This window comes from Actinomadura sp. 6N118 (assembly GCF_044326415.1).
GTDB lineage: Bacteria > Actinomycetota > Actinomycetes > Streptosporangiales > Streptosporangiaceae > Spirillospora.
The window spans coordinates 1-20,966 of record NZ_JBIRAZ010000027.1 but is presented as its reverse complement, the minus strand read 5'-3'; the positions used below and the strand labels follow the sequence as shown (position 1 = coordinate 20,966).

The following is a 20,966-nucleotide window of genomic DNA, read 5'->3' as shown; positions in this document are numbered from 1 at the left end:
GTGGGGAAATGCGCAAAGCGGCCGATTGACCATTCTGGAAGAGGCGGCCGACTCTGCCTCTTCCAAGTCAAGATCGTTCTAAGTTACTCGACTGTAGGGAGTGTCTTTGGCTGTCGTCAAGCGTTCGATCGTAGATTCACGGACCGCCACAGACGTGCAGCTGAGCGTCATTTGACGCTGGCGAATCTCGCCAGCGACAGCTGCAAAGGAATTGCACTCCATATCGATTATGTGACCGGCTTTGAGCGGACCGTGAACGGAACGGATTCGGCAATGCCACCCGGGGCGGGGATGCGCCGCAGTCCATAAAATCAGTACTGCGGCGCGTCGGCGGGAGTGGACCCGTCTTTATCCCGAGTTCGAGTTCGAGCGGGCGGCGCGGGCCAGGAGGAGTTTCTTCTCGCGTTCGTTGCGGGTGAGGGCGGCGGCTCTCTCGTACTCGGTGCGGGCCTCGTCCAGGCGGCCCAGGCGTTCGAGGAGGTCTCCGCGCACGCTTGGCAACAGGTGGTAGTTCCTCATGGCCGGGGCGTCCGAGAGGGTGTCCACGATCTCCAGGGCGGCGGCGGGGCCCTCCGCCATGGAGACGGCCACGGCACGGTTGAGTTCGATCACTGGGGAGGGGGTCAGGGCGACGAGGCGGCCGTACAGTGCGGCGATCGTCTTCCAGTCCGTGTCCTCGTACCGGACGGCCTGCGCGTGGCATGCGGCGATCGCGGCCTGGACGGAGTACGGGCCCGTGCCCGCGTGCCGAAGTGCCTCGATGCCGCGGCGGATGAGGAGGCGGTTCCACTTGGCGCGGTTCTGGTCGGCGAGGAGCACCGGCTCGCCGTCCGGTCCGGTCCGGGCGGCGATGCGGGAGGCCTGGATCTCCAGCAGCGCGGCCAGGCCATGGACCTCGGGCTCCTTGGGCATCAGGCCCGCCAGGACGCGGGCCAGCCGGAGCGCGTCCTCGCACAACGCCGGACGCACCAGATCATCGCCGGCCGTCGCGGAGTAGCCCTCGTTGAAGATCAGGTAGATGACCTCGAGGACGGAGGAGAGGCGGGTCGCCCGGTCTTCGCCGTACGGGACCTCGAACGGGACGCCGGCCTTGGCGAGGGCGCGTTTGGCGCGGACGATGCGCTGCGCCGCCGTGGGCTCGGAGGTCAGGAAGGCCCGCGCGATCTCCTCGGTGGTCAACCCGCCCAGCAGCCGCAAGGTCAACGCGATCCGGCCCTCCGTGGACAACACCGGATGGCACGCGGTGAAGATCAATCGCAGCAGATCGTCGTCGATGTCGTCGGCCTCGACCGGCTCGGGCGGCGGCACGTCCTCCAGCGTCCGGCCGACCTCCGCCAGCTTGCGCGCGTAGGTCTCCTTGCGCCGTACGAGGTCGATTGCGCGATGTTTCGCCGTGGCCATGAGCCAGGCGCCCGGCTTGTCCGGAACGCCCGACTCTGGCCACTGCTCCAGCGCGGCGACCAGCGCGTCCTGCGCGAGCTCCTCGGCGATGCCCACGTCCCGCACGATGCGGGCGACACCGGCGATGATCCGCGCGGACTCGATCCGGAAGACCGTCTCAATCGTCTCGCTCGCCGTCACGACCACCCATCAGAGCAGCCACGTGCGGGCCGGGCAAGGATCAGCCTTCGGTGATCTCCCGGACCTCCGCGCTGACGCGCCAGTGCGACGGGTGGATCTCCAGGAACCGCTTGGTCCACTCCAGGGCCTCGGCCTTGTCCTTGGCCTGGATGATCGAGTACCCGCCGATGACCTCCTTGCTCTCGGTGAAGGGCCCGTCGGTGTACCCCACCTTCCCGTCGTTCCAGGTGACCCGCGTCCCCTCCCCGGTCTTGGCGAGCCCGGCCGTGTCGAGCATGACCCCGGCCTTCGTGATCTCCTCGTACAGCGCGGCCATCCGCTCGTCGAACTCCGGTCCCGGCGGCTCGTACTCGGCGTTCTCGTCGAGACGGATCAGCGTCATGAATCGCGGCATGCTGGCTCCTTCGGTCCGGACGGGGCCCCGTTACCTTTTTCACGTCCCCGCCTCTCATCCTTGCGTCGAACGAGCGATGCCCCGATCGACACTCTCCCGAAAAATCTCCGGACCGGACTTTGGCCAGTCGACGGAACCTCGCCGCTCTCGCCCACTTCTAACCGGTACTAGCCCCCCGGGAGTGGTCGATGAGCGCATGGGACGCCGTCAGCGCGATCAGTTCGATGTCGGGTGCCGTCACCGTGACTGCGGCCCTGATCTATACCGCGCGTCAGGTGCGGGAGGCCAGGCGGACCAGGGCGGTCACTGCGCTGCTGGCGATCCACAAGGCGTGGAACGCATCCGAGCTCAACCGGACGCGAAGGCGGCTCAAGGGCGGTGAGTTCGACGATGTGGACCAGATGAGCATCGCCGATCGAAATGCGATCGGCGATGTTCTCAACCAGGCGGAGCTGGTCGGCTTCCTCGTGGACCGGCGGCTCGTCTCCCTCCACGACGTCATGAGCCTCTTCCCGAGCATCCCGTTCTCGTACGAGAAGGCGCTGCCTCACATCGAGGAGCGGCGGCGGGCGTTCCCCATGTACGCGCGCAATGTCGAGGTGCTCGTACGACGCTACGAAACTCAACGCTGACGCGGCGCTCGGCCGGTGAGGTCATCGCGTTATTCCGTGGTGGCGATCAGGTCGGTCACTTCGGCGGCGCAGCCCCAGGAGAGGGTCACGCCGGCGCCGCCGTGGCCATAGCAGTGCACGATGCGGCCTGCCTCGGATCGTTCCATGTCCAGGCGGACGGTCGGGCGGGCGGGACGGAGACCGACCTTGTGGCGGAGGACGCGGGCGCCTGCCAGGGCGGGGACCATGCGTTCGGCACGGGACAGGATCGCCTGGGCGGTCTCGGCGTCCGGATCGGGATTCCAGTCGCCGCGGTGGGCGGTGCCGCCGACGACGATGTCGTCGATGCGGGGGATGACGTAGCAGGGGAGTTCCGGGTCGTTGTCGTCGAGCCACCACTCGTTCAGGCCGAACTGCTCCAGCACGACGACCTGGCCGCGTACTGGCGCGAGGGAGGAATCCGCGGCGAGGTCGCGGGCGCCGAGGCCGGAGCAGTTGACGACGAGCGGCGCGTCCTGCGGGAGGGCGGACAGGGAGCGGCGGGTCACCTCTCCGCCGAGCGACTCCAGGTGAGCGTGCAGCCAAGGCAGGTAGACGGCCATGTCGATCACCGGTGACTCGAAGCTCCAGCCGTCGGCGTAGGGAGGCTGAGGGGCCGGGAGGCGCTCGAAGCCGGGGACGGCCGAGCTCCACCATGGGTTTGGCTGAGGCTCCATGAGGAGCTCGCTGCCGCGGCGGATCTGTACGCCGGTCTCGGGGATCTCAGCGAGCTTGAGGAAGTCGTTGTACGAGGCGGCCGACCATGCCGTGACCCGTTCCTTGGGGAAGGCGAGATAGGGATACCAAAGCGCGGCCGCCACGGAGGAGGTCGTTTCGGTGGGGAGATCGCGCGCCACCACTTGCACCTTGTGGCCGGCCTCCGCCAGCCGCACGGCGCAGGTGAGCCCGATCACCCCCGCACCGACGACGAGCACCTTGGTCATGCAGTGATCATCGCGTGCCGGTGCCGTCGTTGAAAAGGTGTACGGGCGACATCGAGCTGTAAACCGGGCAGGTCGTGAGCCATGCCAGAAATGCCGGGAATGGGCCGGGAATAGGTGGGTGTACCCTGAGGTTCGACGGGTTGGTTGAAAGTTCTACTAACTGGAGGGCCGCCATGCAGTTCGGGATCTTCTCCGTGGGGGACGTGACGACCGACCCGACGACGGGGCGGACGCCGACGGAGGCCGAGCGGATCAAGGCGATGGTGACGATCGCCACGAAGGCCGAAGAGGTCGGCCTGGACGTGTTCGCGACCGGCGAGCACCACAACCCGCCGTTCGTGCCGTCGTCGCCGACCACGATGCTGGGCTACATCGCGGCGCAGACCGAACGCCTGATCCTGTCGACGTCCACCACGCTGATCACGACGAACGACCCGGTGAAGATCGCCGAGGACTTCGCCATGTTGCAGCACCTGGCGGACGGGCGCGTGGACCTGATGATGGGCCGCGGCAACACCGGCCCCGTCTATCCGTGGTTCGGGCAGGACATCCGGCAGGGCATCCCGCTGGCGATCGAGAACTACCACCTTCTGCACCGGTTGTGGCGTGAGGACGTCGTGGACTGGGAGGGCAAGTTCCGTACGCCGCTGCAGGGCTTCACCTCGACGCCGCGGCCGCTGGACGGGGCGCCGCCGTTCGTCTGGCACGGCTCGATCCGGAGCCCGGAGATCGCCGAGCAGGCCGCGTACTACGGCGACGGGTTCTTCGCCAACCACATCTTCTGGCCGAAGGAGCACTTCCAGCGGCTGATCCAGCTCTACCGGCGGCGGTACGAGCACTACGGGCACGGCTCGGCCGACCAGGCGATCGTCGGGCTCGGCGGCCAGGTCTTCATGCGCAAGAACTCCCAGGACGCGATCAAGGAGTTCCGCCCGTACTTCGACAACGCCCCGGTGTACGGGCACGGGCCCTCTCTGGAGGAGTTCACGCGGGAGACGCCGCTGACCGTGGGGAGCCCCCAGGAGGTCATCGAGCGGACCCTGCAGTTCCGGGACTACTTCGGCGACTACCAACGGCAGTTGTTCCTGATGGACCACGCCGGGTTGCCGCTCAAGACCGTGCTGGAGCAGCTCGATCTGCTCGGCGAGGAGGTCGTGCCGGTGCTGCGCAAGGAGTTCGAGGCCCTGCGGCCCAGTCACGTCCCTGCCAGCGCCCCCAGTCATCTGGAGCTGGTGGCGGCGAACGACGCGAAGAAGGCGAACGACACGAAGAAGACGCAGGCGAACCGATGAGCACGCTGGCCGTCATCTCCGCGGGTCTGCGCGACCCGTCGTCCACGCGTCTGCTCGCCGACCGGCTGGCGGCGGCGACCGTACGGTCCCTGGGCGCCGGTGCCACTGGCGGTGAGGAGACCGAGGTCGTGCACGTGGCGCTGCGCGATCACGCGCATGACCTCACCAACAATCTGCTCACCGGGTTCCCCACGGGTGAGCTTCGCGGCGCGGTCGAACGCGTCGTGGGCGCCGACGGGCTGATCGCGGTGACGCCGGTGTTCAACGCCTCGTACAGCGGGCTCTTCAAGACGTTCTTCGACGTTCTGGAGCCCGGGTCGCTGGAGGGCAAGCCGGTGCTGATCGGCGCGACGGGCGGAACGGCGCGGCACTCGCTCGCGCTGGAGTTCGCCGTGCGGCCGATGTTCGCCTACCTGCGGTCGCTCGTGGTGCCCACCGCGGTTTTCGCGGCCACCGCAGACTGGGGCGCTGCCGGTGAGAGCGCCGGGGACTTGGTCGAACGCGTGGACCGCGCCGGCGCTGAGCTCGCCGGACTGATCGCCGGACGCGCGCACGGCGCGGACTCCGATGCGGCGTCCGACGCGGCCTCCGATGCCGGGGCTGACCCGTATGACGACGTGATCCCGTTTGAACGGCTGCTGGCCGGCCAGTGACCTCGAGGGCTCTGGCCAGGAGTGGCCCTGGGGTGCCCTCGTCCGCCCTTTGATCAACTGGACCTTTTGAGGGAGTATGGGAGGCGCGGGGCGTTCCGGGTAGTCCGGTCGGGCCTCGTCGGCAGAGTTCCCATCAGAGGTTCGACGCCGGCGGAGCAAGATCGGTTTCATCCGAACGGGGTGAACTCACCCACAAAACCGCAGGTCAAAAATACCTTGATTGATTTGCGCCAGTCCCCGTACGCTCGACGCGAGCAATCAAACGGCCGACGCCGGTGGATCTTGTATCCGGGCGTCCGGCCCCGAGGAGCCAGAGAGGTGGTGTGTGGCCCGGTGACCATCATGTTGATCAAATCGCAGCTGTCCTGGGCTGACGCCTGCCTGGGCTCCTCGACTCCCTGGTCGATGTATGCCGCTGTGTCCGGCCTCTCGTCACTGAGCGCTGAGCTCGGTGGCGCGACGGCGCGACCTGGCGGCGGCGTGGAGCTACTTCAGCGGCGCGATGCGCAGCTGATGCAGGCGCAGCAGGTCTCCGGCAGTGACTCCGTCATTGGCAGAGGAGACCTGTGCAAGCAGCGAGTCCAGGACGAGCAAGGGACGACTGTCTTCGATCACTTCGGTGAAGACATCAGCCCCAATGCTCCGGCCACGGCCCACGTGGGCGTCACCGTCAAGGGTGGCGTGCTGGGTCCGTTCCCCTGGAGGCGACCGGTCTAACAAGACACGGCAAGCCCCCAGGGCCGCGGATCCAGATACCGGATCCGCGGCCCTTCTTATTTGCCCAGACAACCCACGACACGACCCGTTGAGATCCAACGAGAGGAACAAGGGTGACTGAGATGCAGGGGGTTCTCGCCGTGAGCGAGGAGGACCTCACCCTTCCGTGCCGGACCGACCCTGAGCTCTTCTTCGCCGAGGCTCCCGCCGACGTCGAGCTGGCCAAGGCCATGTGCCTTGAGTGCCCGCTCCGCAAGGCCTGCCTCGCCGGCGCTCTCGAGCGCGCCGAGCCCTGGGGTGTCTGGGGTGGCGAGCTGTTCGTCCGCGGTGTGATCGTCGCGCGCAAGCGGCCCCGTGGCCGTCCGCGCAAGCACCCGCGTCCGGACGAAGTGGCTGTGTGAGGAACGCATGCCCACCACGCCGATACTCCACCGTATGAACCCGGGGAGCGCGGTCCCCGTACAAGGACCACGCCCCCGGGTCACCAGGGAGAAGGAAATGATCTTGCTTAGCCAGGACCTGTCCCGTGAACGAATACGGGACGTGGACCAGGAGATCGCGCAGCTGCAGCTGGCCGCGCGTGTACGGGCGCGACGGCGTGCGCGCCGGGATGCCCAGGCCCGTGCGGCCCGGGTACGCCGGATTCTCCTGGCCCGCTGATCACCTGATCGTTGGTCCGGCCGGCCGCGGGGACCCGGCCGGACCAACGGCAGGGGCACCGGAACGCCCGGTCGCCCGGCCTGACTCAGTCGGCTGGGCCGCCCGTTCAGCCGTTCCGGACCGCTGCGAATCGGATCCCGCTCGTGCCCAGTTCACGGGCGGGATCCCCATCGGCCTCGTTGGAGGGATCCTGCCGCCCCACTGGCAGAGATCCTGGCCGACCGGTAGCAGGCCACCGCCCGCCCTTCTTGGATGGTTTGGCGAGCGGCGGCCTCCCGGCCGGCGCCCGGCGCGCCTGAGGTTCTACGCCACCTCTCCTCGGCGCGCACGACAGCGGGCCCGTCGCACCTCATCAGTGCGACGGGCCCGCTCGGCGTTGTGAATTGATGTTCGGGCGTGGGGAGCGTTCAGCCTGCGAGTTGCACGGGCGTGGGGGCGTTCAGCCTGCGAGTTCGGTGTTCGCGGTGTCGATGGTGTCGATGGTGTCGAGCGGGGAGTCGTCGCCGTCTTCGGCGAAGCCGGGGACCCACTTGAGGGATTCGGCGCGGGCCGGAATCTCGCATTCGAGCTGGCACAGAACGCCGGTGCCGGCCGAAAGCACGCGGTGAACGATCACATATTCCGGCGGGAGGTTGAGTTGCCGGACGACGTTCGTGGGACGCAGGTCGGTGACCTTGGCGGCCATGTCGCGGAGCCACTCGCGGTTGAACTTGAACGTCTCGTTGATGAACGGCTCGGTGATCGGCGCCAGGAACATCTGGAGGGATTCGGCGTCGACGTCGACGCCCTCGCGGATGAAGTCCTCGTCCCGCAGGGCCGCCTCGACCTGGTCGATGTCGTCCAGCGTGCCGATGCGCAGCAGGCGGCCCATCCGGTACTGGAAGTCCTCGGGGATCCGGTCGACGGCGCCGAAGTCGAGCACTCCCAGGCGGCCGTCGGCCAGGACCCGGAAGTTGCCCGGGTGCGGGTCGCCGTGCAGCATGCCCGCACGCTTCGGCCCCGACAGCAGGAACCGGCAGTAGAGCAGCGCGGCATGATCGCGCTCCTCCTCCGAGCCGGATGAGATGATCTTGGAGAGCGGGGTGCCGTCGATCCACTCCGTGACCAGGACGTTCCCGGCCTGGGCGACGACCTCAGGGATGTAGAAGTCCGGGTCGTCCGCCGGGAATCCCTCGCGCATCCGGCTCTGCGAATCGGCCTCGATCGTGTAGTCGAGCTCCTCGATGACCCGTTGCTTCAGCTCGGCGAGCATGGACTTGACGTCGAGCCCCGGCATCAGGACCCCGAAGAGCTTGCCCAGCCGCGCGAGCTGGTTGAAGTCGCTGATGAGAGCCTTGCCGGCCCCCGGGTACTGGACCTTGACCGCGACCGTGCGGCCGTCCTTCCAGACGGCCTTGTGGACCTGGCCGATCGAAGCGGCGGCTGCCGGCTTGTCGTCGAACGACTCGAACTCGTCCCGCCAGTCGTCGCCCAGGCCTTCGGCGAGCACCTTGTGCACGGCGGCGGCGGGCAGCGGCGGCGCGGCCTCCTGCAGCCTGGTCAGGGTGGCCCGGTAGGGCCCGGCGATCTCCGGTGGCAGCGCGGCCTCGAAGATCGACAGCATCTGGCCGAGCTTCATCGCCCCGCCCTTGAGCTCGCCGAGCACCTTGAAGAGCTGCTCCGCGGTGCGCTGCTGGATCTCCATGGCGACGGCCTCGGCGGGCTTGCCCAGCGTGCGCTTCCCGACCCCGAGGGCGGTGCGCCCGGCGAAACCAAGCGGAAGGGACGCCAGCTTTGCGGACCGCGTCACCGCGCGGCGGGGGAGATCGCTCACGGGACTCATTGTCGGTGATCGTCCCTCGTTCTCGCTAGGAAGCATGGCGAGCAGTTGTCCGGGTGAGTTCGACCACAACGCTGCCACCTGCATAAATACTGTAAGTGTGCGCTTTCTCACGCTCCTTGTGAGGGGGCGCGCGATACCGTGCGGGCTATGTCCGATGTGTTGCTGTCCGATGTGTTGCTGCTGGAAAAGCGTCCCGACGGAGTCGCCGTTCTCACGCTGAACGACCCCGACCGGCGGAACGCGATGTCCGACGAGATGACGGCGGCGTGGAAGGAGGCCATCTCCGGCCTTCGCGCCGACAAGCAGCTCCGTTGCGTTGTCCTGACCGGCGCCGGCAGCGCGTTCACCTCGGGCGGCGACCTGTCCTGGCTCGCCGACACCAACGCCGTCGCCGTCCCGCCCCTCCGCGACCGGATGCTGGAGTTCTACCGGACGTGGCTGGCCGTCCGGGACCTCGAAGTACCCACCATCGCCGCAGTCAACGGCCACGCCGTCGGCGCCGGATTCGCCCTCGCTCTGGCCTGCGACCTCCGCTACGTGGCCGCCGACGCCAAACTGCTCGTCCCGTTCACCGCGCTGGGCCTCCACCCGGGCATGGCGACCACCTGGCTGCTCCCCGAGGTGGCGGGCCTTCCGCTCGCCCGCGAGCTCCTCTTCACCGGCCGCGCCGTCACCGGCACCGAGGCCGAGTCGTACGGCCTGGTCAACCGCGCCGTCCCCCGTGAGTCCGTGCTCGCGGAGGCCCTCTCGGTAGCCGAACGCATCGCCGCCCAGGCCCCGATAGCGACCCGCCTCACCAAGGTCGCCCTCTCGAACGGCGGCCACCGCGACATGGAGTCGGCACTCCGCTGGGAGTCCTTGGCCCAGCCAGTCACCATGAGCTCCCGCGACATGCTCGAAGGCATCAACGCCCAACGCCAAAAACGCCGCCCCAACTTCACCGGCGAATAACCCTTCCCCCGCGCCATCACCACAGGCCCATCGGCGCCCCAGCCTCATAGCCTCCTTTAAGAGGCTGAGGCTATGAGGCTGGGGCGCCGATGATCAGGTCGTGGTCATCCACGCTTGGTGACCGTCCGGGTCTTCACGCCCGTGCCGCCGACCTTGGCCTTCCAGGTCTGCTTGCCCTTGGAGTTCCTATAGGACATGTAGGTGTAGCAGTACTTCGTGTTCTTGCATGTCTTGGTCCGGAGACCGGCAAAAAGACCGTTCCTCCAGAGCGTGATGGAAAGCTTGATTTTTGTATTGCGTGGGCACTGAATGCCCACCTGTGCGTACGTCTGCCTGCCGGAGAAGTAGATATGGCTGCTCTTCGGAGTCGTGAACTTGCAGCTGATCCGCTGAGCTTCGACCGTGTCCGACGCTTCGGCGGGAGCACTCAGGACGGTCGCGAGCGCCAGCGGAACCAGTCCCGCCAGGACGGCTTTCCTCATCGGTTTCCTCTCTGAACGGCGGACGTGCCGAACCAGTACTGATCCAGCACGCGCGGCCATGAGCCGCAGCGCCGCTCAAGCTGACCATTCGAGCGTCTCCAAGCTGTCTCCGGAATGTCTCCGCACGTACCTACCTGGCCCTACCTGGCCCTACCTGGCAGAAACACGAAAAAGCCCCGGTCGCCGGGTGTCCGCTTCCCTTCCCCTTTCGAAGCGGTCTCCCGGCGGCCGGAGCCATCTCGGACCTTGACAGTAGGAGGGGCCAGAAAGGTCGTCAACGGGTGCATGTGGACAGGGTGTGGAGGCGCCTGGGGATGTCGCGGGGTGTTGCTGTGGACAGTGGGGGGAGGCGCTGTGGAAACCTTATGGGGATGGTCAAAAACACCCGGGCTGACCTGGGGCGATGTCAAACACCCCCTGTGGAGGGGGCAAAATTTTGGGTACGGTTCTGGGGTGCCCCCCAACGTTGAGGTCCGCCGTAGCAATCGACGTCGGCGGACCGTGTCCGCCTACCGCGACGGGGACAAGGTCATCGTGATGCTTCCCTCCCGGCTGAGCAAGGCCGAGGAGGAGCAGTGGATCACGACCATCCTCGAACGCCTGGCCGAACGGGAGCGCCGCCGGCGCCCCAGCGATGCCGATCTTGAAGCCCGGGCGCGCGAACTGTCGCGGCGCTATCTGGGCGGTCGCGCCGAGCCCGCCAGCGTGCGCTGGGTCGCCAATCAGCGCACCCGCTGGGGATCGTGCACGCCGGACGACGCGACGATCCGGCTCTCCACCCGCCTGCGCGGGATGCCGTCCTGGGTCGTCGACTACGTCTTGGTCCACGAGCTTGCCCACCTGCTGATTCCCGGCCACGGGGCGGACTTCTGGGCTTTGGTGGGGCACTATCCCAAGACCGAGCGGGCCCGCGGCTATCTGGAGGGCGTGGCCGCCGCCGAGCACCTCCCGCTGGCCGATGAGGACGACCTGCCCGATGATCTCACCCACGGGGTCGCCGGGTGACTGTCCGCTACGCCGCGGTCCTGTCCGTTCCGGCCTCGCACCGCCCCAGCCCGCCCGGGATCGATCCGGACGAGTTCCGGCTGGCCTTGCTTGAGGACACCTACGAGGTGGTCGCCGGGCTGGAACTCGTCAAGCCCGCCTTGGTACTGAGCCCCCCGGACCAGCCCGACGCTGAAGCGATCACCTGGCCGGGCACCTTGATCGTACGAGAGGACACCCTCCACGGCGCCTTTGCCGCACTTCACGCGGCCGGGGCCGAGGAGGCCGCGCTCCTGGCGGGGGACGCTCCCGACCTCCCGCCCCTCCTGCTCGGCAAGCTTTTCCGTGCCCTCGGCAGCGCCCCGTCGGCCGCCTGCCAGTCGGAAGACGGCGGCCTGGTGGCCCTCGCCGCCCGGCTTCCGCTCCCGGACTGGCTGGCGGCGGCTCTCAAGGACACCGACCTCGACGTACCCGACGCGCTGCCTCGCCTCCGCGCCTCCGCGCCCCGCCACGGCCAAGTGCCTCAGGGTCCGTCCTGGCACCGCCTCCGCACCCCCGAAGACCTCCGCCTCCTGGACCCCGGCCTGGAAGGTTGGGAAACCACCCGGGCACTCCTAGAAGGCCACCCGCTTTCTTAGGAGTGGGGAAGTCGCCCCGCCTTGCAGCTTGCTCCGATGGCGCGTCTGCCACCTGCAGGTGTGTGCCGACTGGGCTGCCGCGCTGGCTCAGACGGCGTGCGGTGGGCCGGAGCGTGCATTTGGTGGGCCGGAGCGTGAATTTGCCGGGTCCGCTGCGGGTGGCGCCTCGTGGGTCAGAGGGTGGCTCGGGTTACCAGGCGGCGGACGGCCTCGTCGGTGGGGGTGGGGAGATTCGCTGCCGGGAACCAGCGGAGGTCGTCGGACTCGTCGCTGATCGCGTGGCGGGCGTTCTCCGGGGCGTATGCGACGTATTGGACGTCCAGGTGCCAGGAGCCCTCGGGGTGGCAGCGGACGGCGTGGCGGTCGAGCTGGACGGGGTCCGGGTGGAACGCCAGGCCGGGGATGCCTGACTCCTCGGTGGCCTCGCGGAGGGCGGCCTCGGCCAGTGTGCGGTCGGCTCGTTCGCAGTGGCCGCCCAGCTGGAGCCAGGCCTTGATCTTGCTGTGCAGGGTCAGGAGAACTCGGGTGCCGGTGGCGTCCAGGACCAGCGTGCTCGCGGTGATGTGCCCGGGGACGCACTCACGCCAGGTGCCGTTGGCGTGATCTCCCAGATGGCGCAGGAAGGCTTGGCGGAGCTGGTCCTGGTGAGGATCCGGCGCCCGCCAGGCAGTGAGGACGCGTACGGCATCTGCGTGCAGGGTCACGTCCGGCCTATGCGCGGGTAGAGCGAGTTGGCCGGGTGGCGGCGACGGCGTTCATGATCGGTCGGGCGCTGCCAGCAGAGCGAGGCACGGGCGATCCGGCGCCTGACCACGGCCGAGGAGGTCCTCGGGTCGATCAGGCAGCCGTTCACGCGCGTGTGGGCCCGGTGTTTCACGAGCCCGCTTTGGGGTCGTCGCCATCCTCGTCGGTGCCGCCCTCGTCGGCGCGGTCCTCGTTGGTGAAGGCGGAGATGTCGAGGTCGTCCAGCTCGGACTTGTTTTGCGCGAAGCCCTCGGGGTTGTCCAGGTCTTCGGCGGTCGGCAGCAGGTCCGGGTGTTCCCAGACGGCGTCGCGGCCCTGGGTGCCGCGTACCTCGGTGAGGGTCCGCCAGAGGGTGGCGGCCTCGCGGAGGCGGCGGGGACGGAGCTCCAGGCCGACCAGGGTGGCGAACGTGCGTTCGGCGGGACCGCCGGTGGCGCGGCGGCGCCGGACGGCTTCGGCCAGCTTGACCGCGCCGGGGAGGCGGCCGCCCGCGACCTCGTTGACCACGGTGTCGACCCAGCCCTCGACCAGGGCGAGCGTGGTCTCCAAGCGGGCGAGCGCCGCTTTTTGCTGCGGGGTCTCTTCGGGCTGGAGGCTGATCTCGCCGCCGAGGGCCTCCTGGATCGCCTCGGGGTTGGAGATGTCCAGGCCCTGGACCGCTTGCTCGATGCCGGACAGGTCCACGGTGATGCCACGCGCGTAGTCTTCGACCGCGCGGAGGATGTGGGCCCGCAGCCATGGCACGTGCGCGAACAGCCGCTGGTGCGCGGCCTCGCGCAGGGCCAGATAGAGCCGGACCTCGTCGTCTGAGACCTCCAGGCCCGCGCCGAACGCGTCCACCCCGGCGGGCAGCAGCGCGCCCACGCCGTCAGGGGCGAGGGGGAGCCCGACATCGGCCGAGCCGACGACCTCGCGGGCCAGCGCGCCCAGCGCCTGTCCGGCCTGACCGCCCACCATGGCGCCGGCCATCTGCTTGACCATGCCGATCAGCGGTCCGGCCATCGCCTGCATCTCGGCGGGGATGTCGCCCGCGCCGCCGAGCGCGCCGCCCATGGACTCGACCATGCGGGTCGCGATCGGGTCGCACACCTTCGCCCAGACCGGCAGCGTCTGCTCGATCCACTCCGACCGGCTCCAGGCCTGCGGCTTCTGGATGCCGGCGGGCAGCGTCGTGCCCTCGTCCAGCCACAGGTCGGCCAGTCGCAACGCCTCCTCGACCTGGCGCCGCTCGGCGTCCACGATCGACGGGTCACCCTGCTCGACCACGGAGTGGCGCGCGATGTTCTTGGCCAGGTCCCAGTTCAGCGGACCGGCGTCGGGGTCGCCGGGAGCGCCCTGGCTGCCGATCATGTCGGCGAACCGGTGCAACATGGCGGCGAACTGCTGCATGTCGCCGCCCATGGCCTTGAATGGGTCCTGGGGCTTGTCGTCGTCACCGTCGCCTGGACGGTTGAAGCCGAACGGAGTGTCACTCATAGGTTTGCCCCTGGGCATGATGGGCTCATACCGGCCACGTTAGCCGGTCCTGGCGAACTCGCGTACACAAGGAAGGGGGCACCTCAGTGGCAACGGGCAAGGTTCGCCCTCGGCGTAGCAAGGGTCCGGTCGTCGCCGTCACCGGCGCGGCCTTCGGGGCGGGGCGGCTGCTGGCCGCGCGGCTCGCCGAGCGGGCAGCACAGGCCGACGAAGTCGGCTCGGGGCACAAGGTGCGCAAGGTCGTCGCGATCGACGGCCATCGTGGAGATGTGCCGGGCGTCACCTGGCGTGTCGTGGACATCCGCGACCCGCTGCTGTCGAACCGGCTGTCGGACGTGGACGTGATCGTGCACGCCGACCTCGAGTATTCCCCGGAGCTCGATCCGCGGGAACGCCGTACCCACAACGTCCGCGGCGCGCAGACCGTCGTGACGGCCGCGGCCGCCGCACGGGTGCGGCGCGTGATCCTGGTGACGAGCGCGATGGTGTACGGGGCGGGCCCGGACAACGAGGTGCCCCTGAACGAGGACGCGCCCCTCCTCGCCGAGGCCGACACCGGCATCGCGGGCGACTTCCTGGAGATCGAGGATCTCGCCGCCAGCGCGCCGATCACCCATCCGGGCCTGGAGGTGACGGTCGTACGGCCCGCCACCATCGTCGGCCCGGGGATCGACACCGTGATGACCCGGCACTTCGAGGCGCCCCGGCTGCTCTCGGTCAAGGGCAGCACGCCCGCCTGGCAGTTCTGCCATATCGAGGACCTGGCGGCCGCCCTCGAGGTGGTGGTCGTCTCCGGCGTCACGGGCCCGGTCGCGGTCACCTGCGAGGGCTGGCTCGGCTCGGACGAGGTCTCCGAGATCACCGGCAAGCGCAGCTTCGAACTGCCCGCCGCCGTCACGTTCGGCATGGCCCAGCGCCTGCACCGCCTCGGCATGACCCCGGCGCCCGCCACGGATCTGCACTACGTGACGTACCCGTGGGTGGTCGACGCCGCCCGCCTGCGCGCCGCCGGCTGGAAACCCGCGTACGACAACGCGACCGCGCTCCGCGTGCTCATGGACGAGAGCGCGGGCCGGCACGCCGTCGTCGGCCGCCGCGTCGGCGGCAAGGAGGCCACCATGGCGACCGCCGCAGGCGCCACCGTCGCGGCGATCGGCGCTGCGGCCGCCATCCGCCGAGCCCGCAAACGCCGCCGCTGACCCCGCCCCGAGACTGATCAACCCGGCCCGCGTCACGGCGGCCCGCGTCACGCCGGCCCCGCTTCAAATGCGTGGCCGGGGCTCGGACAGGCGCGCGGTCGGGCTCGGACAGGCGCGCGGTCGGGCTCGGACGGACGCGTGGTCGGGCTTGGACAGAAGTGTTGTCGGGCTTAGACAGACGTGTGGCCGGGACGGGCGGGTGCCCGGCCCGGCCACAGGGGTGGTCAGGTGGTTGGTGTCAGCCTGTCGGGGTGGGTGAGCCGGTCGGGGTTGGTGACGGGGAACCCGTTGGGCTCGGGGACGGGCTGGCGGTCGGCTTGGCGGCGGCTGCGGACTGTGCTGCGGCCAGCGCGTCGCGGGCGGCCTTGATCTGCTTCCAGGCCTCGCCCATGGCGGCGTAGTCGCCCTTGCGCTGGGCCTCTTCGAACGCGTTGACCGCGTTCTGCAGGTCCGTGATCGCCTTTTGGGCGGCCGCGCTGAGCTGGGTGCCGCCCTGGGGTTGGCCCTGCTCGCCGGGCGATGTCGGCGGCGTGATGGCGCCGGTGCCGCCGAAGACCCCCTTGAGGGCGTCGGCGAGCGTGTCGCCCGCGGCAGCCTTCTCCCCGTACCGCACCAGGACCTTGCGCAGGATCGGGTACGGCTGCTGGCCCGTGCCGCCCGAGACCTTCGCGTACACCGGCTCGATGTACAGGATCCCGTCGGCGAACGGCAGCGTGAGCAGGTTGCCGTAGACCAGCGTGGTGCCGGACTGTTTCAGCGGCAGCAGCTGGGCTTGCACTCCTGGATCGCTGCCGAAGGAGCCCTGGACGAGCTCCGGCCCGTCCACGAGGGAATTTCGGGGTAGTTCAAGCACACGGATCCGAGGTGGGTCGGCGCTCGTGTCGACGGCCATGAACGCGGCCAGGTTGCCGCGGCCACGCGGCGTGAACACCGAGGTCAGAGAGAACTGCGGCGTATTGATTCCGGGCATCCGCAAGGCCTGGTAATACGGCGGCTGCGTCTTGCCCTTGGCGCCCGGGTCCTCCGGCACCGACCAGAAACCTTCACCGTTGAAGAACGGCCCGGGCTCGGTCACGTGGTACTTCGCCAGGATGCGGCGCTGCACCTTGAACATGTCCTGCGGGTAGCGGAAGTGGTCCCTGAGCCCGGGGACCTTGTCGATCGCGCTCTTGGGCTCCACGGTGCCCTTGAAGACCTTCATCCAGGTCTGGACGACCGGGTCCTTGTCGTCCCACTGGTAGAGGTGGATCGTGCCGTCGTAGGCGTCCACGGTCGCCTTGACGGAGTTGCGCATGTAGTTGATCCGGTCGTTCGCCTGCCGGGCCACCGCCGACCGGGTGTCGGTGACGGTGTCGCGGGTGGCGTCGCCGAGGCTCGTCTGCTCGGAGTACGGGTAGCCGTTGGACGTGGTGTAGCCGTCGAGGATCCACAGGATCCGGCCGTTGACCACCGCCGGGTACGGGTCGCCGTCCAGCGTCAGCCAGGGCGCCGTCCGCTGCACCATCTCGCGCGGGCTGCGGTTATAGAGGATCTTCGCGCCGGACTTGATCGCGCCGGAGAGCAGGAGGTTCTTCTCCTGGAACTTGGTCGCGAACAGCAGCTTGTTGAAGAACGAGTCGATCGGCACGCCGCGCGAACCCTCGTACTGCGTGTACGCCTGGCCGCCCGCGCTCTTGTCGTCGGGGAAGTCCAGCTCCTGCTGGCCCTGGCCGCCGACGACCGAGTAGCCGGGGGAGCGCTCGCCGAAGTAGATCTGCGGCTTGTCGACCTTGATCTTGGCGGTGGGGGAGACCGGCATGTCCTTGGTCACGAAGTCCGGGTTGCCGCCGGCCGCGATGCGGTCGCCGTACGCGGACACGAATCCGTAGCCGTGGGTGTAGACCATGCGGTCCTTGACCCAGCTCTGCTGCCCGGCCGGCGCGCCGGAGACCTCGCGGAGCGCCACGATCGTGTCGATCGTCTTGTTGTCGATCTTGTAGCGGTCGACGTCGAGCGGGTCGGGGAACTTGTAGAAGTTACGGCCCTGCTGGAGCCGCTGGAACGTCTCGCCGACCACGTTCGGGTCCAGCAGGCGCACGCCGTCGCCCTGCAGCCGCCCCGACTCGTCGGTCAGCTTCTTGGCGTCGGTGGCCGGTTTGGCCCCGTACACCTCGGGTTTGATCCCGTTGACGCCGTACGCGGCGCGGGTGGCCTCGATGTTGCGCGCGATGAACTGGCGTTCCTTGGCCAGCTCGTCCGGCTTGACCTGGAACTGCTGGATCAGCAGCGGGTAGACGCCGCCGACCAGGATCGCCGACACCACCAGCAGGGTGAAGCCGACGCCGGGCAGCATCATGCCGCGCCGCGTGATGTTGACGAAGAACAGCGCGGCGCAGATCAGCGCGATCAACGCCAAGATCGTCTTGGCTGGGAGCAGCGCGTTGACGTCCGTGTACGAGGCGCCGGTCACCACGCCGCGTTCGGAATGCGCAAGCCCGTACCGGTCGAACCAGTAGGCGAACGCCTTCAGCAGCACGAACAGCCCGACCAGCACCGACAGGTGGGCGCGCGCGGGGCCGCTGGCCTTGTCACCAGGGCCCTGCAGCCGCAACCCGCCGTACAGGTAGTGCACGGCCACCGACGCCAGGATCGACAGGATCACCGTGGCGAAGATCACGCCCAGCACCAGCCGCAGGAACGGATAGGTGAAGACGTAGAACGAGATGTCCTTGTGGAATTGCGGGTCTTCGAGCCCGAAGGGCGTCCTGTTGAGGAACGCCAGGAACACCGGCCACTGGCCTGCGATCGACGAACCCGTCAGCAGCCCCAGCAGACCGAGAAGCCCGCCCGCGATCAGCTTGCGATGCGGATCGACGACGGCACGGTACCGCTCCAGTCCCTGCTGCTCCACCGACAACGGCCGGTACGCGGGGCGCAGCTTGTAGGCGATCACCATGTTGGCGCCCACCACGGCCGCCATCAGCAGGCCCGCGCCGAGGAACAGCAAGACCCTGGCCCACAGCTGCGTCGTGTAGACCGACGAGAAACCGACCGAGCGGTACCAGAGCAGATTCGTCCAGATGGACGTGAACACCATGAACGCGACCAGCAGTATCGCCAGCGCGACCAGCACCGGCACCACCAGCCGCGTTCGGCCGGTACCGAGCCGTCGCCCGAATCCGGGAGTCCGGAAGGTCAATGGCCTCTCCGTTTCAGGTCATGCCCACCGGCGGAGAGCCGGTGCTGTCTATGCAACTTACCGACTTGGCGGGGGGTTCCAGCATTTCCTTCGCGGGATTGGGGGGAAGATGACCCCGTGAGTCTTCTGGAAGAAGTCGTGCTGGACCTCGAACGCCACTCTGCCCAGGAAGGATGGGACACAGCACCGAAGCTATACGCGCTCGTGGAAAGCGCCGAACTGCGGCGCGCCGAGCCCGCGCTGGCCGATGATCTGGGTTTGCCCGCCGACGCGGACACGCTTGCCGCCCTGGAGCAGCCCGCGCTTCCCGAGCAGGGCGGCGTGGAGGACGCACTGGCGACGATCGCCTGGCCGGAGGCGGTCGCGGGCTGTGCCCTGGTGATCGAACGGGTCGTCCTGCCGCCCGACGCCGAGGACGAGATCCCGGAGAACGAGAAAGAGGCCACCAACTGGGCCGCCGAACACCCCAAGCGCGAGGACGTCCGCATGGTCGTCGGCGTGCTCCGCGACGGCACCCGCCATTCGGCCCTCCGCCTCCGCCGCCATGACACCGACGACGAGGTCCTGGTGGGCCCCGACCTGGTCCCCGCCCTCGCCGAAGCCCTCATCGCCACGTTCGAACCAGACGAGCCGGCCAAACAAGCCTGACAGGCCCCAGAGAAACCTGACCAAGCCGCCCAGAGAAGCCTGATCAAGCCCCAGAGCACGCCAGGCGGACGGGCAGGGTGGCTTGTTCGCGGGGTAACCTGCGTGACGTGAGCGAGGTCATGGCTTCCGAGGACGTCATCCGGCTGATCGGTGTCCGGGAGACGCCCCTGTCGGTCGACGAGGTCTTCAACGCGGTCGGCGACTCCGGTGCGGGCGGCACGACGGTCTTCGTCGGCACCGTCCGCGACACCGACCACGCCCGCGCCGTCCGCCGGCTGTCCTACAGCGCTCACCCCACGGTCGAACGCGAGCTGCGTGCCGTCATGGAGAAGGTCGTCGCGGACTATCCGGTCAAGGCCATCGCGGCCGTTCACCGGGTCGGTGACCTGGAGATCGGCGATCTTGCCGTGGTGGTCGCGGCGTCCTGCCCGCACCGCGGCGAGGCGTTCGAGGCCTGCCGCCGGCTGATCGACGACCTCAAGGCCCAGGTGCCCATCTGGAAGCACCAGCTGTTCGAGGACGGCGGCGACGAGTGGGTCGGTGCCTGCTAGGCACCCTGTTTCCCTGGGGGGCGACCCCCAGACCCCCGCGACTTCCCCATCACGCCTTGCTCCGCTGCGGCGTGCGGGGCCCCTTGCGCATAGAGTTTCCGACATGTCTCGCCGTGCCGCCACGCTCACCCTCACGAGCGTGCTCGTCCTCGTCTTCGCCCTCGTGGGCTCCTTCATGCCGGTGCCCTACGTCGCGCTGATGCCCGGCCCGACGAGCAACACCCTGGGCACGAACGACAAGGGCCAGCCACTGGTCAAGATCGACGGACGCGAGATCTACCCGGCCACCGGCAACCTGAACTTCACGACGGTCACCTACCGGGGCGGCCCCGGCGCCCGCATCGACCTCTTCACCGCCCTGCGCGGCTGGGTCGACGACGACGTGGCGATCGTCCCCGAAGAGACGATCTTCCCCAAGAACGAGTCGCAGCAGCAGGTGGACGAGGAGAACACCCGCCAGATGCGCGACTCGCAGCAGAACGCCGAGGCCGCCGCGCTCAACCATCTCAAGGTCCCGATCTCCATTCAGGTCCTGGTCGACTCCGTGCAGAAGGGCAAGCCCGCCGACGGCAAGATCAAGCCCAGTGACGAGATCATCGCGGTGGACGGGACCAAGGTCACCAGCGTCGCGCAGGTCACCGAGCTGATGGCCAAGCGCAAGATCGGCAGTCCGGTGGCCGTCACCGTCAAGCGCGGCGGCGCCGAGCAGAAGGTGTCCCTCACCACCGTCGCCTCGACAGACGGCAAGCGTGCCGTGGTCGGCGTCGTCCTGGGCGACCAGTACAAGTTCCCGTTCAAGGTCGAAATCAGCGTCGGCGACATCGGCGGGCCCAGCGCCGGCCTGATGTTCTCCCTCGCCATCGTCGACAAGCTCACGCCCGGCCCCCTCACCGGCGGCAAGTTCATCGCCGGTACCGGCACCATCACCCCCGAGGGCAAGGTCGGCCCCATCGGCGGCATCCAGCAGAAGTTGATCGCCGCCCGCCAGGCCGGCGCCGCGATCTTCCTGACCCCCACCGACAACTGCGCCGACGCCGTGGCCGCCCGCCCCGACGGCCTCCGCCTCGTCCGGGCCGACACGCTGGACAGCGCCATCAAGGCCCTGGAATCCCTCAAGGCGGGCAAGAACGACCTCCCCGCATGCCCCACCGGCTGAGCCGATTTGGTCCATCTCCTCGCATGCCATAGAGTTAAGACATCGCCGCGGGGTGGAGCAGTTCGGTAGCTCGCTGGGCTCATAACCCAGAGGTCGTAGGTTCAAATCCTGCCCCCGCTACAGTGTGATGTCTCAGGACATCGGAATGACCCTGAACCCACGATTGTGGGTTCAGGGTCGTTTTGGTTGTGGGCCGGGTGGGCGTCCGGTGGGTTGGTAGTCGCGGGTGGGGTCGATGGTGAGCTC

The 20,966-nt window shown here is 68.7% G+C and carries 21 protein-coding genes and 1 tRNA gene; 14 read left to right on the top strand and 8 right to left on the bottom strand.

Annotation, left to right across the window (positions count from 1 at the left end):
* Positions 1–348: 348 nt before the first annotated feature.
* Both ACH34W_RS46195 and ACH34W_RS46190 read right to left on the bottom strand, forming a co-directional pair.
* Positions 349–1,587 carry an RNA polymerase sigma factor gene (locus tag ACH34W_RS46195; RefSeq protein WP_395967602.1) on the bottom strand — a complete coding sequence of 413 codons (1,239 nt, stop codon included), beginning with the start codon at positions 1,585–1,587 and terminating at the stop codon, positions 349–351.
* 34 nt (positions 1,588–1,621) lie between these two features.
* On the bottom strand, positions 1,622–1,975 hold the full coding sequence (locus tag ACH34W_RS46190; protein ID WP_395967601.1) for a YciI family protein: 354 nt from the start codon (positions 1,973–1,975) through the stop codon (positions 1,622–1,624).
* A gap of 188 nt (positions 1,976–2,163) precedes the next feature.
* Here ACH34W_RS46190 and ACH34W_RS46185 point away from each other — a divergent pair, with 188 nt between their 5' ends.
* Positions 2,164–2,607 carry a hypothetical protein gene (locus tag ACH34W_RS46185; RefSeq protein ID WP_395967600.1) on the top strand — a complete coding sequence of 148 codons (444 nt, stop codon included), beginning with the start codon at positions 2,164–2,166 and terminating at the stop codon, positions 2,605–2,607.
* Between the two features lie 29 nt (positions 2,608–2,636).
* Here the strand turns inward: ACH34W_RS46185 and ACH34W_RS46180 are convergent, their stop codons facing one another.
* Positions 2,637–3,569, bottom strand: a complete 933-nt coding sequence (locus ACH34W_RS46180; RefSeq protein ID WP_395967599.1) for an FAD-dependent oxidoreductase — start codon at positions 3,567–3,569, stop codon at positions 2,637–2,639.
* Positions 3,570–3,742: 173 nt separating this feature from the next.
* On the opposite strand from ACH34W_RS46180, the gene ACH34W_RS46175 reads away from it, so the two are divergent.
* The 5 genes from ACH34W_RS46175 (at position 3,743) to ACH34W_RS46155 (ending at position 6,891) form a co-directional block, all read left to right on the top strand.
* Positions 3,743–4,861 carry an LLM class flavin-dependent oxidoreductase gene (locus ACH34W_RS46175; protein WP_395967598.1) on the top strand — a complete coding sequence of 373 codons (1,119 nt, stop codon included), beginning with the start codon at positions 3,743–3,745 and terminating at the stop codon, positions 4,859–4,861.
* On the top strand, positions 4,858–5,514 hold the full coding sequence (locus tag ACH34W_RS46170) for an FMN reductase (RefSeq protein WP_395967597.1): 657 nt from the start codon (positions 4,858–4,860) through the stop codon (positions 5,512–5,514). The genes ACH34W_RS46175 and ACH34W_RS46170 overlap by 4 nt, the downstream gene beginning before the upstream one ends.
* Positions 5,515–5,856: 342 nt before the next feature.
* Positions 5,857–6,231, top strand: a complete 375-nt coding sequence (locus ACH34W_RS46165; RefSeq protein WP_395967596.1) for a hypothetical protein — start codon at positions 5,857–5,859, stop codon at positions 6,229–6,231.
* A gap of 122 nt (positions 6,232–6,353) precedes the next feature.
* Positions 6,354–6,632: a WhiB family transcriptional regulator gene (locus tag ACH34W_RS46160; protein WP_151566282.1), complete on the top strand. Its 279-nt coding sequence runs from the start codon at positions 6,354–6,356 to the stop codon at positions 6,630–6,632.
* Between the two features lie 97 nt (positions 6,633–6,729).
* Positions 6,730–6,891 carry a hypothetical protein gene (locus tag ACH34W_RS46155; RefSeq protein WP_395967595.1) on the top strand — a complete coding sequence of 54 codons (162 nt, stop codon included), beginning with the start codon at positions 6,730–6,732 and terminating at the stop codon, positions 6,889–6,891.
* A gap of 439 nt (positions 6,892–7,330) precedes the next feature.
* Here ACH34W_RS46155 and ACH34W_RS46150 read toward each other — a convergent pair whose 3' ends face one another.
* Entirely contained in the window at positions 7,331–8,704 is a 1,374-nt protein-coding gene (locus ACH34W_RS46150; RefSeq protein WP_395967593.1) for an ABC1 kinase family protein, read from the bottom strand.
* Between the two features lie 156 nt (positions 8,705–8,860).
* On the opposite strand from ACH34W_RS46150, the gene ACH34W_RS46145 reads away from it, so the two are divergent.
* On the top strand, positions 8,861–9,664 hold the full coding sequence (locus ACH34W_RS46145; protein WP_395967592.1) for an enoyl-CoA hydratase/isomerase family protein: 804 nt from the start codon (positions 8,861–8,863) through the stop codon (positions 9,662–9,664).
* Positions 9,665–9,768: 104 nt separating this feature from the next.
* Here the strand turns inward: ACH34W_RS46145 and ACH34W_RS46140 are convergent, their stop codons facing one another.
* A complete protein-coding gene (locus ACH34W_RS46140) occupies positions 9,769–10,146 on the bottom strand; it encodes a hypothetical protein (RefSeq protein ID WP_395967591.1) in 378 nt (125 codons plus the stop codon).
* A 501-nt stretch (positions 10,147–10,647) separates the two neighbouring features.
* On the opposite strand from ACH34W_RS46140, the gene ACH34W_RS46135 reads away from it, so the two are divergent.
* Both ACH34W_RS46135 and ACH34W_RS46130 read left to right on the top strand, forming a co-directional pair.
* Positions 10,648–11,151: a M48 family metallopeptidase gene (locus ACH34W_RS46135; protein WP_395967720.1), complete on the top strand. Its 504-nt coding sequence runs from the start codon at positions 10,648–10,650 to the stop codon at positions 11,149–11,151.
* Positions 11,148–11,768 carry a hypothetical protein gene (locus ACH34W_RS46130; protein WP_395967590.1) on the top strand — a complete coding sequence of 207 codons (621 nt, stop codon included), beginning with the start codon at positions 11,148–11,150 and terminating at the stop codon, positions 11,766–11,768. The genes ACH34W_RS46135 and ACH34W_RS46130 overlap by 4 nt, the downstream gene beginning before the upstream one ends.
* Before the next feature lie 173 nt (positions 11,769–11,941).
* Here ACH34W_RS46130 and ACH34W_RS46125 read toward each other — a convergent pair whose 3' ends face one another.
* Together ACH34W_RS46125 and ACH34W_RS46120 are read right to left on the bottom strand one after the other, a co-directional pair.
* Complete coding sequence (locus ACH34W_RS46125; RefSeq protein WP_395967589.1) at positions 11,942–12,472, bottom strand: NUDIX hydrolase; 531 nt, start codon at positions 12,470–12,472, stop codon at positions 11,942–11,944.
* A gap of 169 nt (positions 12,473–12,641) precedes the next feature.
* Entirely contained in the window at positions 12,642–13,988 is a 1,347-nt protein-coding gene (locus tag ACH34W_RS46120) for a zinc-dependent metalloprotease (protein ID WP_395967588.1), read from the bottom strand.
* A gap of 86 nt (positions 13,989–14,074) precedes the next feature.
* Between ACH34W_RS46120 and ACH34W_RS46115 the strand changes: the two genes are divergently transcribed.
* Positions 14,075–15,187: an NAD-dependent epimerase/dehydratase family protein gene (locus ACH34W_RS46115; RefSeq protein WP_395967587.1), complete on the top strand. Its 1,113-nt coding sequence runs from the start codon at positions 14,075–14,077 to the stop codon at positions 15,185–15,187.
* Positions 15,188–15,425: 238 nt separating this feature from the next.
* Here ACH34W_RS46115 and ACH34W_RS46110 read toward each other — a convergent pair whose 3' ends face one another.
* On the bottom strand, positions 15,426–18,365 hold the full coding sequence (locus ACH34W_RS46110) for a UPF0182 family protein (protein WP_395967586.1): 2,940 nt from the start codon (positions 18,363–18,365) through the stop codon (positions 15,426–15,428).
* 117 nt (positions 18,366–18,482) lie between these two features.
* Here ACH34W_RS46110 and ACH34W_RS46105 point away from each other — a divergent pair, with 117 nt between their 5' ends.
* The 4 genes from ACH34W_RS46105 (at position 18,483) to ACH34W_RS46090 (ending at position 20,840) form a co-directional block, all read left to right on the top strand.
* Entirely contained in the window at positions 18,483–19,013 is a 531-nt protein-coding gene (locus ACH34W_RS46105; RefSeq protein WP_395967585.1) for a PPA1309 family protein, read from the top strand.
* A 119-nt stretch (positions 19,014–19,132) separates the two neighbouring features.
* Entirely contained in the window at positions 19,133–19,564 is a 432-nt protein-coding gene (locus ACH34W_RS46100; RefSeq protein ID WP_395967719.1) for a molybdenum cofactor biosynthesis protein MoaE, read from the top strand.
* Between the two features lie 103 nt (positions 19,565–19,667).
* The gene (locus ACH34W_RS46095; RefSeq protein ID WP_395967584.1) at positions 19,668–20,720 is read left to right on the top strand and encodes a PDZ domain-containing protein; all 1,053 of its coding nucleotides are present in this window, start codon (positions 19,668–19,670) and stop codon (positions 20,718–20,720) included.
* A gap of 46 nt (positions 20,721–20,766) precedes the next feature.
* A tRNA-Met gene (locus ACH34W_RS46090) sits at positions 20,767–20,840 on the top strand.
* Positions 20,841–20,966 lie beyond the last annotated feature (126 nt).

What these genes read in the sequence shown, in the direction of transcription:
- ACH34W_RS46155 (WP_395967595.1), top strand. Translation starts at nt 6,730, where the DNA reads ATGATCTTGCTTAGCCAGGACCTGTCCCGTGAACGAATACGGGACGTG.
- ACH34W_RS46095 (WP_395967584.1), top strand. Translation starts at nt 19,668, where the DNA reads ATGTCTCGCCGTGCCGCCACGCTCACCCTCACGAGCGTGCTCGTCCTC.
- ACH34W_RS46190 (WP_395967601.1), bottom strand. Translation starts at nt 1,975, where the DNA reads ATGCCGCGATTCATGACGCTGATCCGTCTCGACGAGAACGCCGAGTAC.
- ACH34W_RS46180 (WP_395967599.1), bottom strand. Translation starts at nt 3,569, where the DNA reads ATGACCAAGGTGCTCGTCGTCGGTGCGGGGGTGATCGGGCTCACCTGC.
- ACH34W_RS46145 (WP_395967592.1), top strand. Translation starts at nt 8,861, where the DNA reads ATGTCCGATGTGTTGCTGTCCGATGTGTTGCTGCTGGAAAAGCGTCCC.
- ACH34W_RS46165 (WP_395967596.1), top strand. Translation starts at nt 5,857, where the DNA reads ATGTTGATCAAATCGCAGCTGTCCTGGGCTGACGCCTGCCTGGGCTCC.
- ACH34W_RS46185 (WP_395967600.1), top strand. Translation starts at nt 2,164, where the DNA reads ATGAGCGCATGGGACGCCGTCAGCGCGATCAGTTCGATGTCGGGTGCC.
- ACH34W_RS46160 (WP_151566282.1), top strand. Translation starts at nt 6,354, where the DNA reads ATGCAGGGGGTTCTCGCCGTGAGCGAGGAGGACCTCACCCTTCCGTGC.
- ACH34W_RS46175 (WP_395967598.1), top strand. Translation starts at nt 3,743, where the DNA reads ATGCAGTTCGGGATCTTCTCCGTGGGGGACGTGACGACCGACCCGACG.
- ACH34W_RS46170 (WP_395967597.1), top strand. Translation starts at nt 4,858, where the DNA reads ATGAGCACGCTGGCCGTCATCTCCGCGGGTCTGCGCGACCCGTCGTCC.
- ACH34W_RS46120 (WP_395967588.1), bottom strand. Translation starts at nt 13,988, where the DNA reads ATGAGTGACACTCCGTTCGGCTTCAACCGTCCAGGCGACGGTGACGAC.
- ACH34W_RS46100 (WP_395967719.1), top strand. Translation starts at nt 19,133, where the DNA reads ATGGCTTCCGAGGACGTCATCCGGCTGATCGGTGTCCGGGAGACGCCC.
- ACH34W_RS46140 (WP_395967591.1), bottom strand. Translation starts at nt 10,146, where the DNA reads ATGAGGAAAGCCGTCCTGGCGGGACTGGTTCCGCTGGCGCTCGCGACC.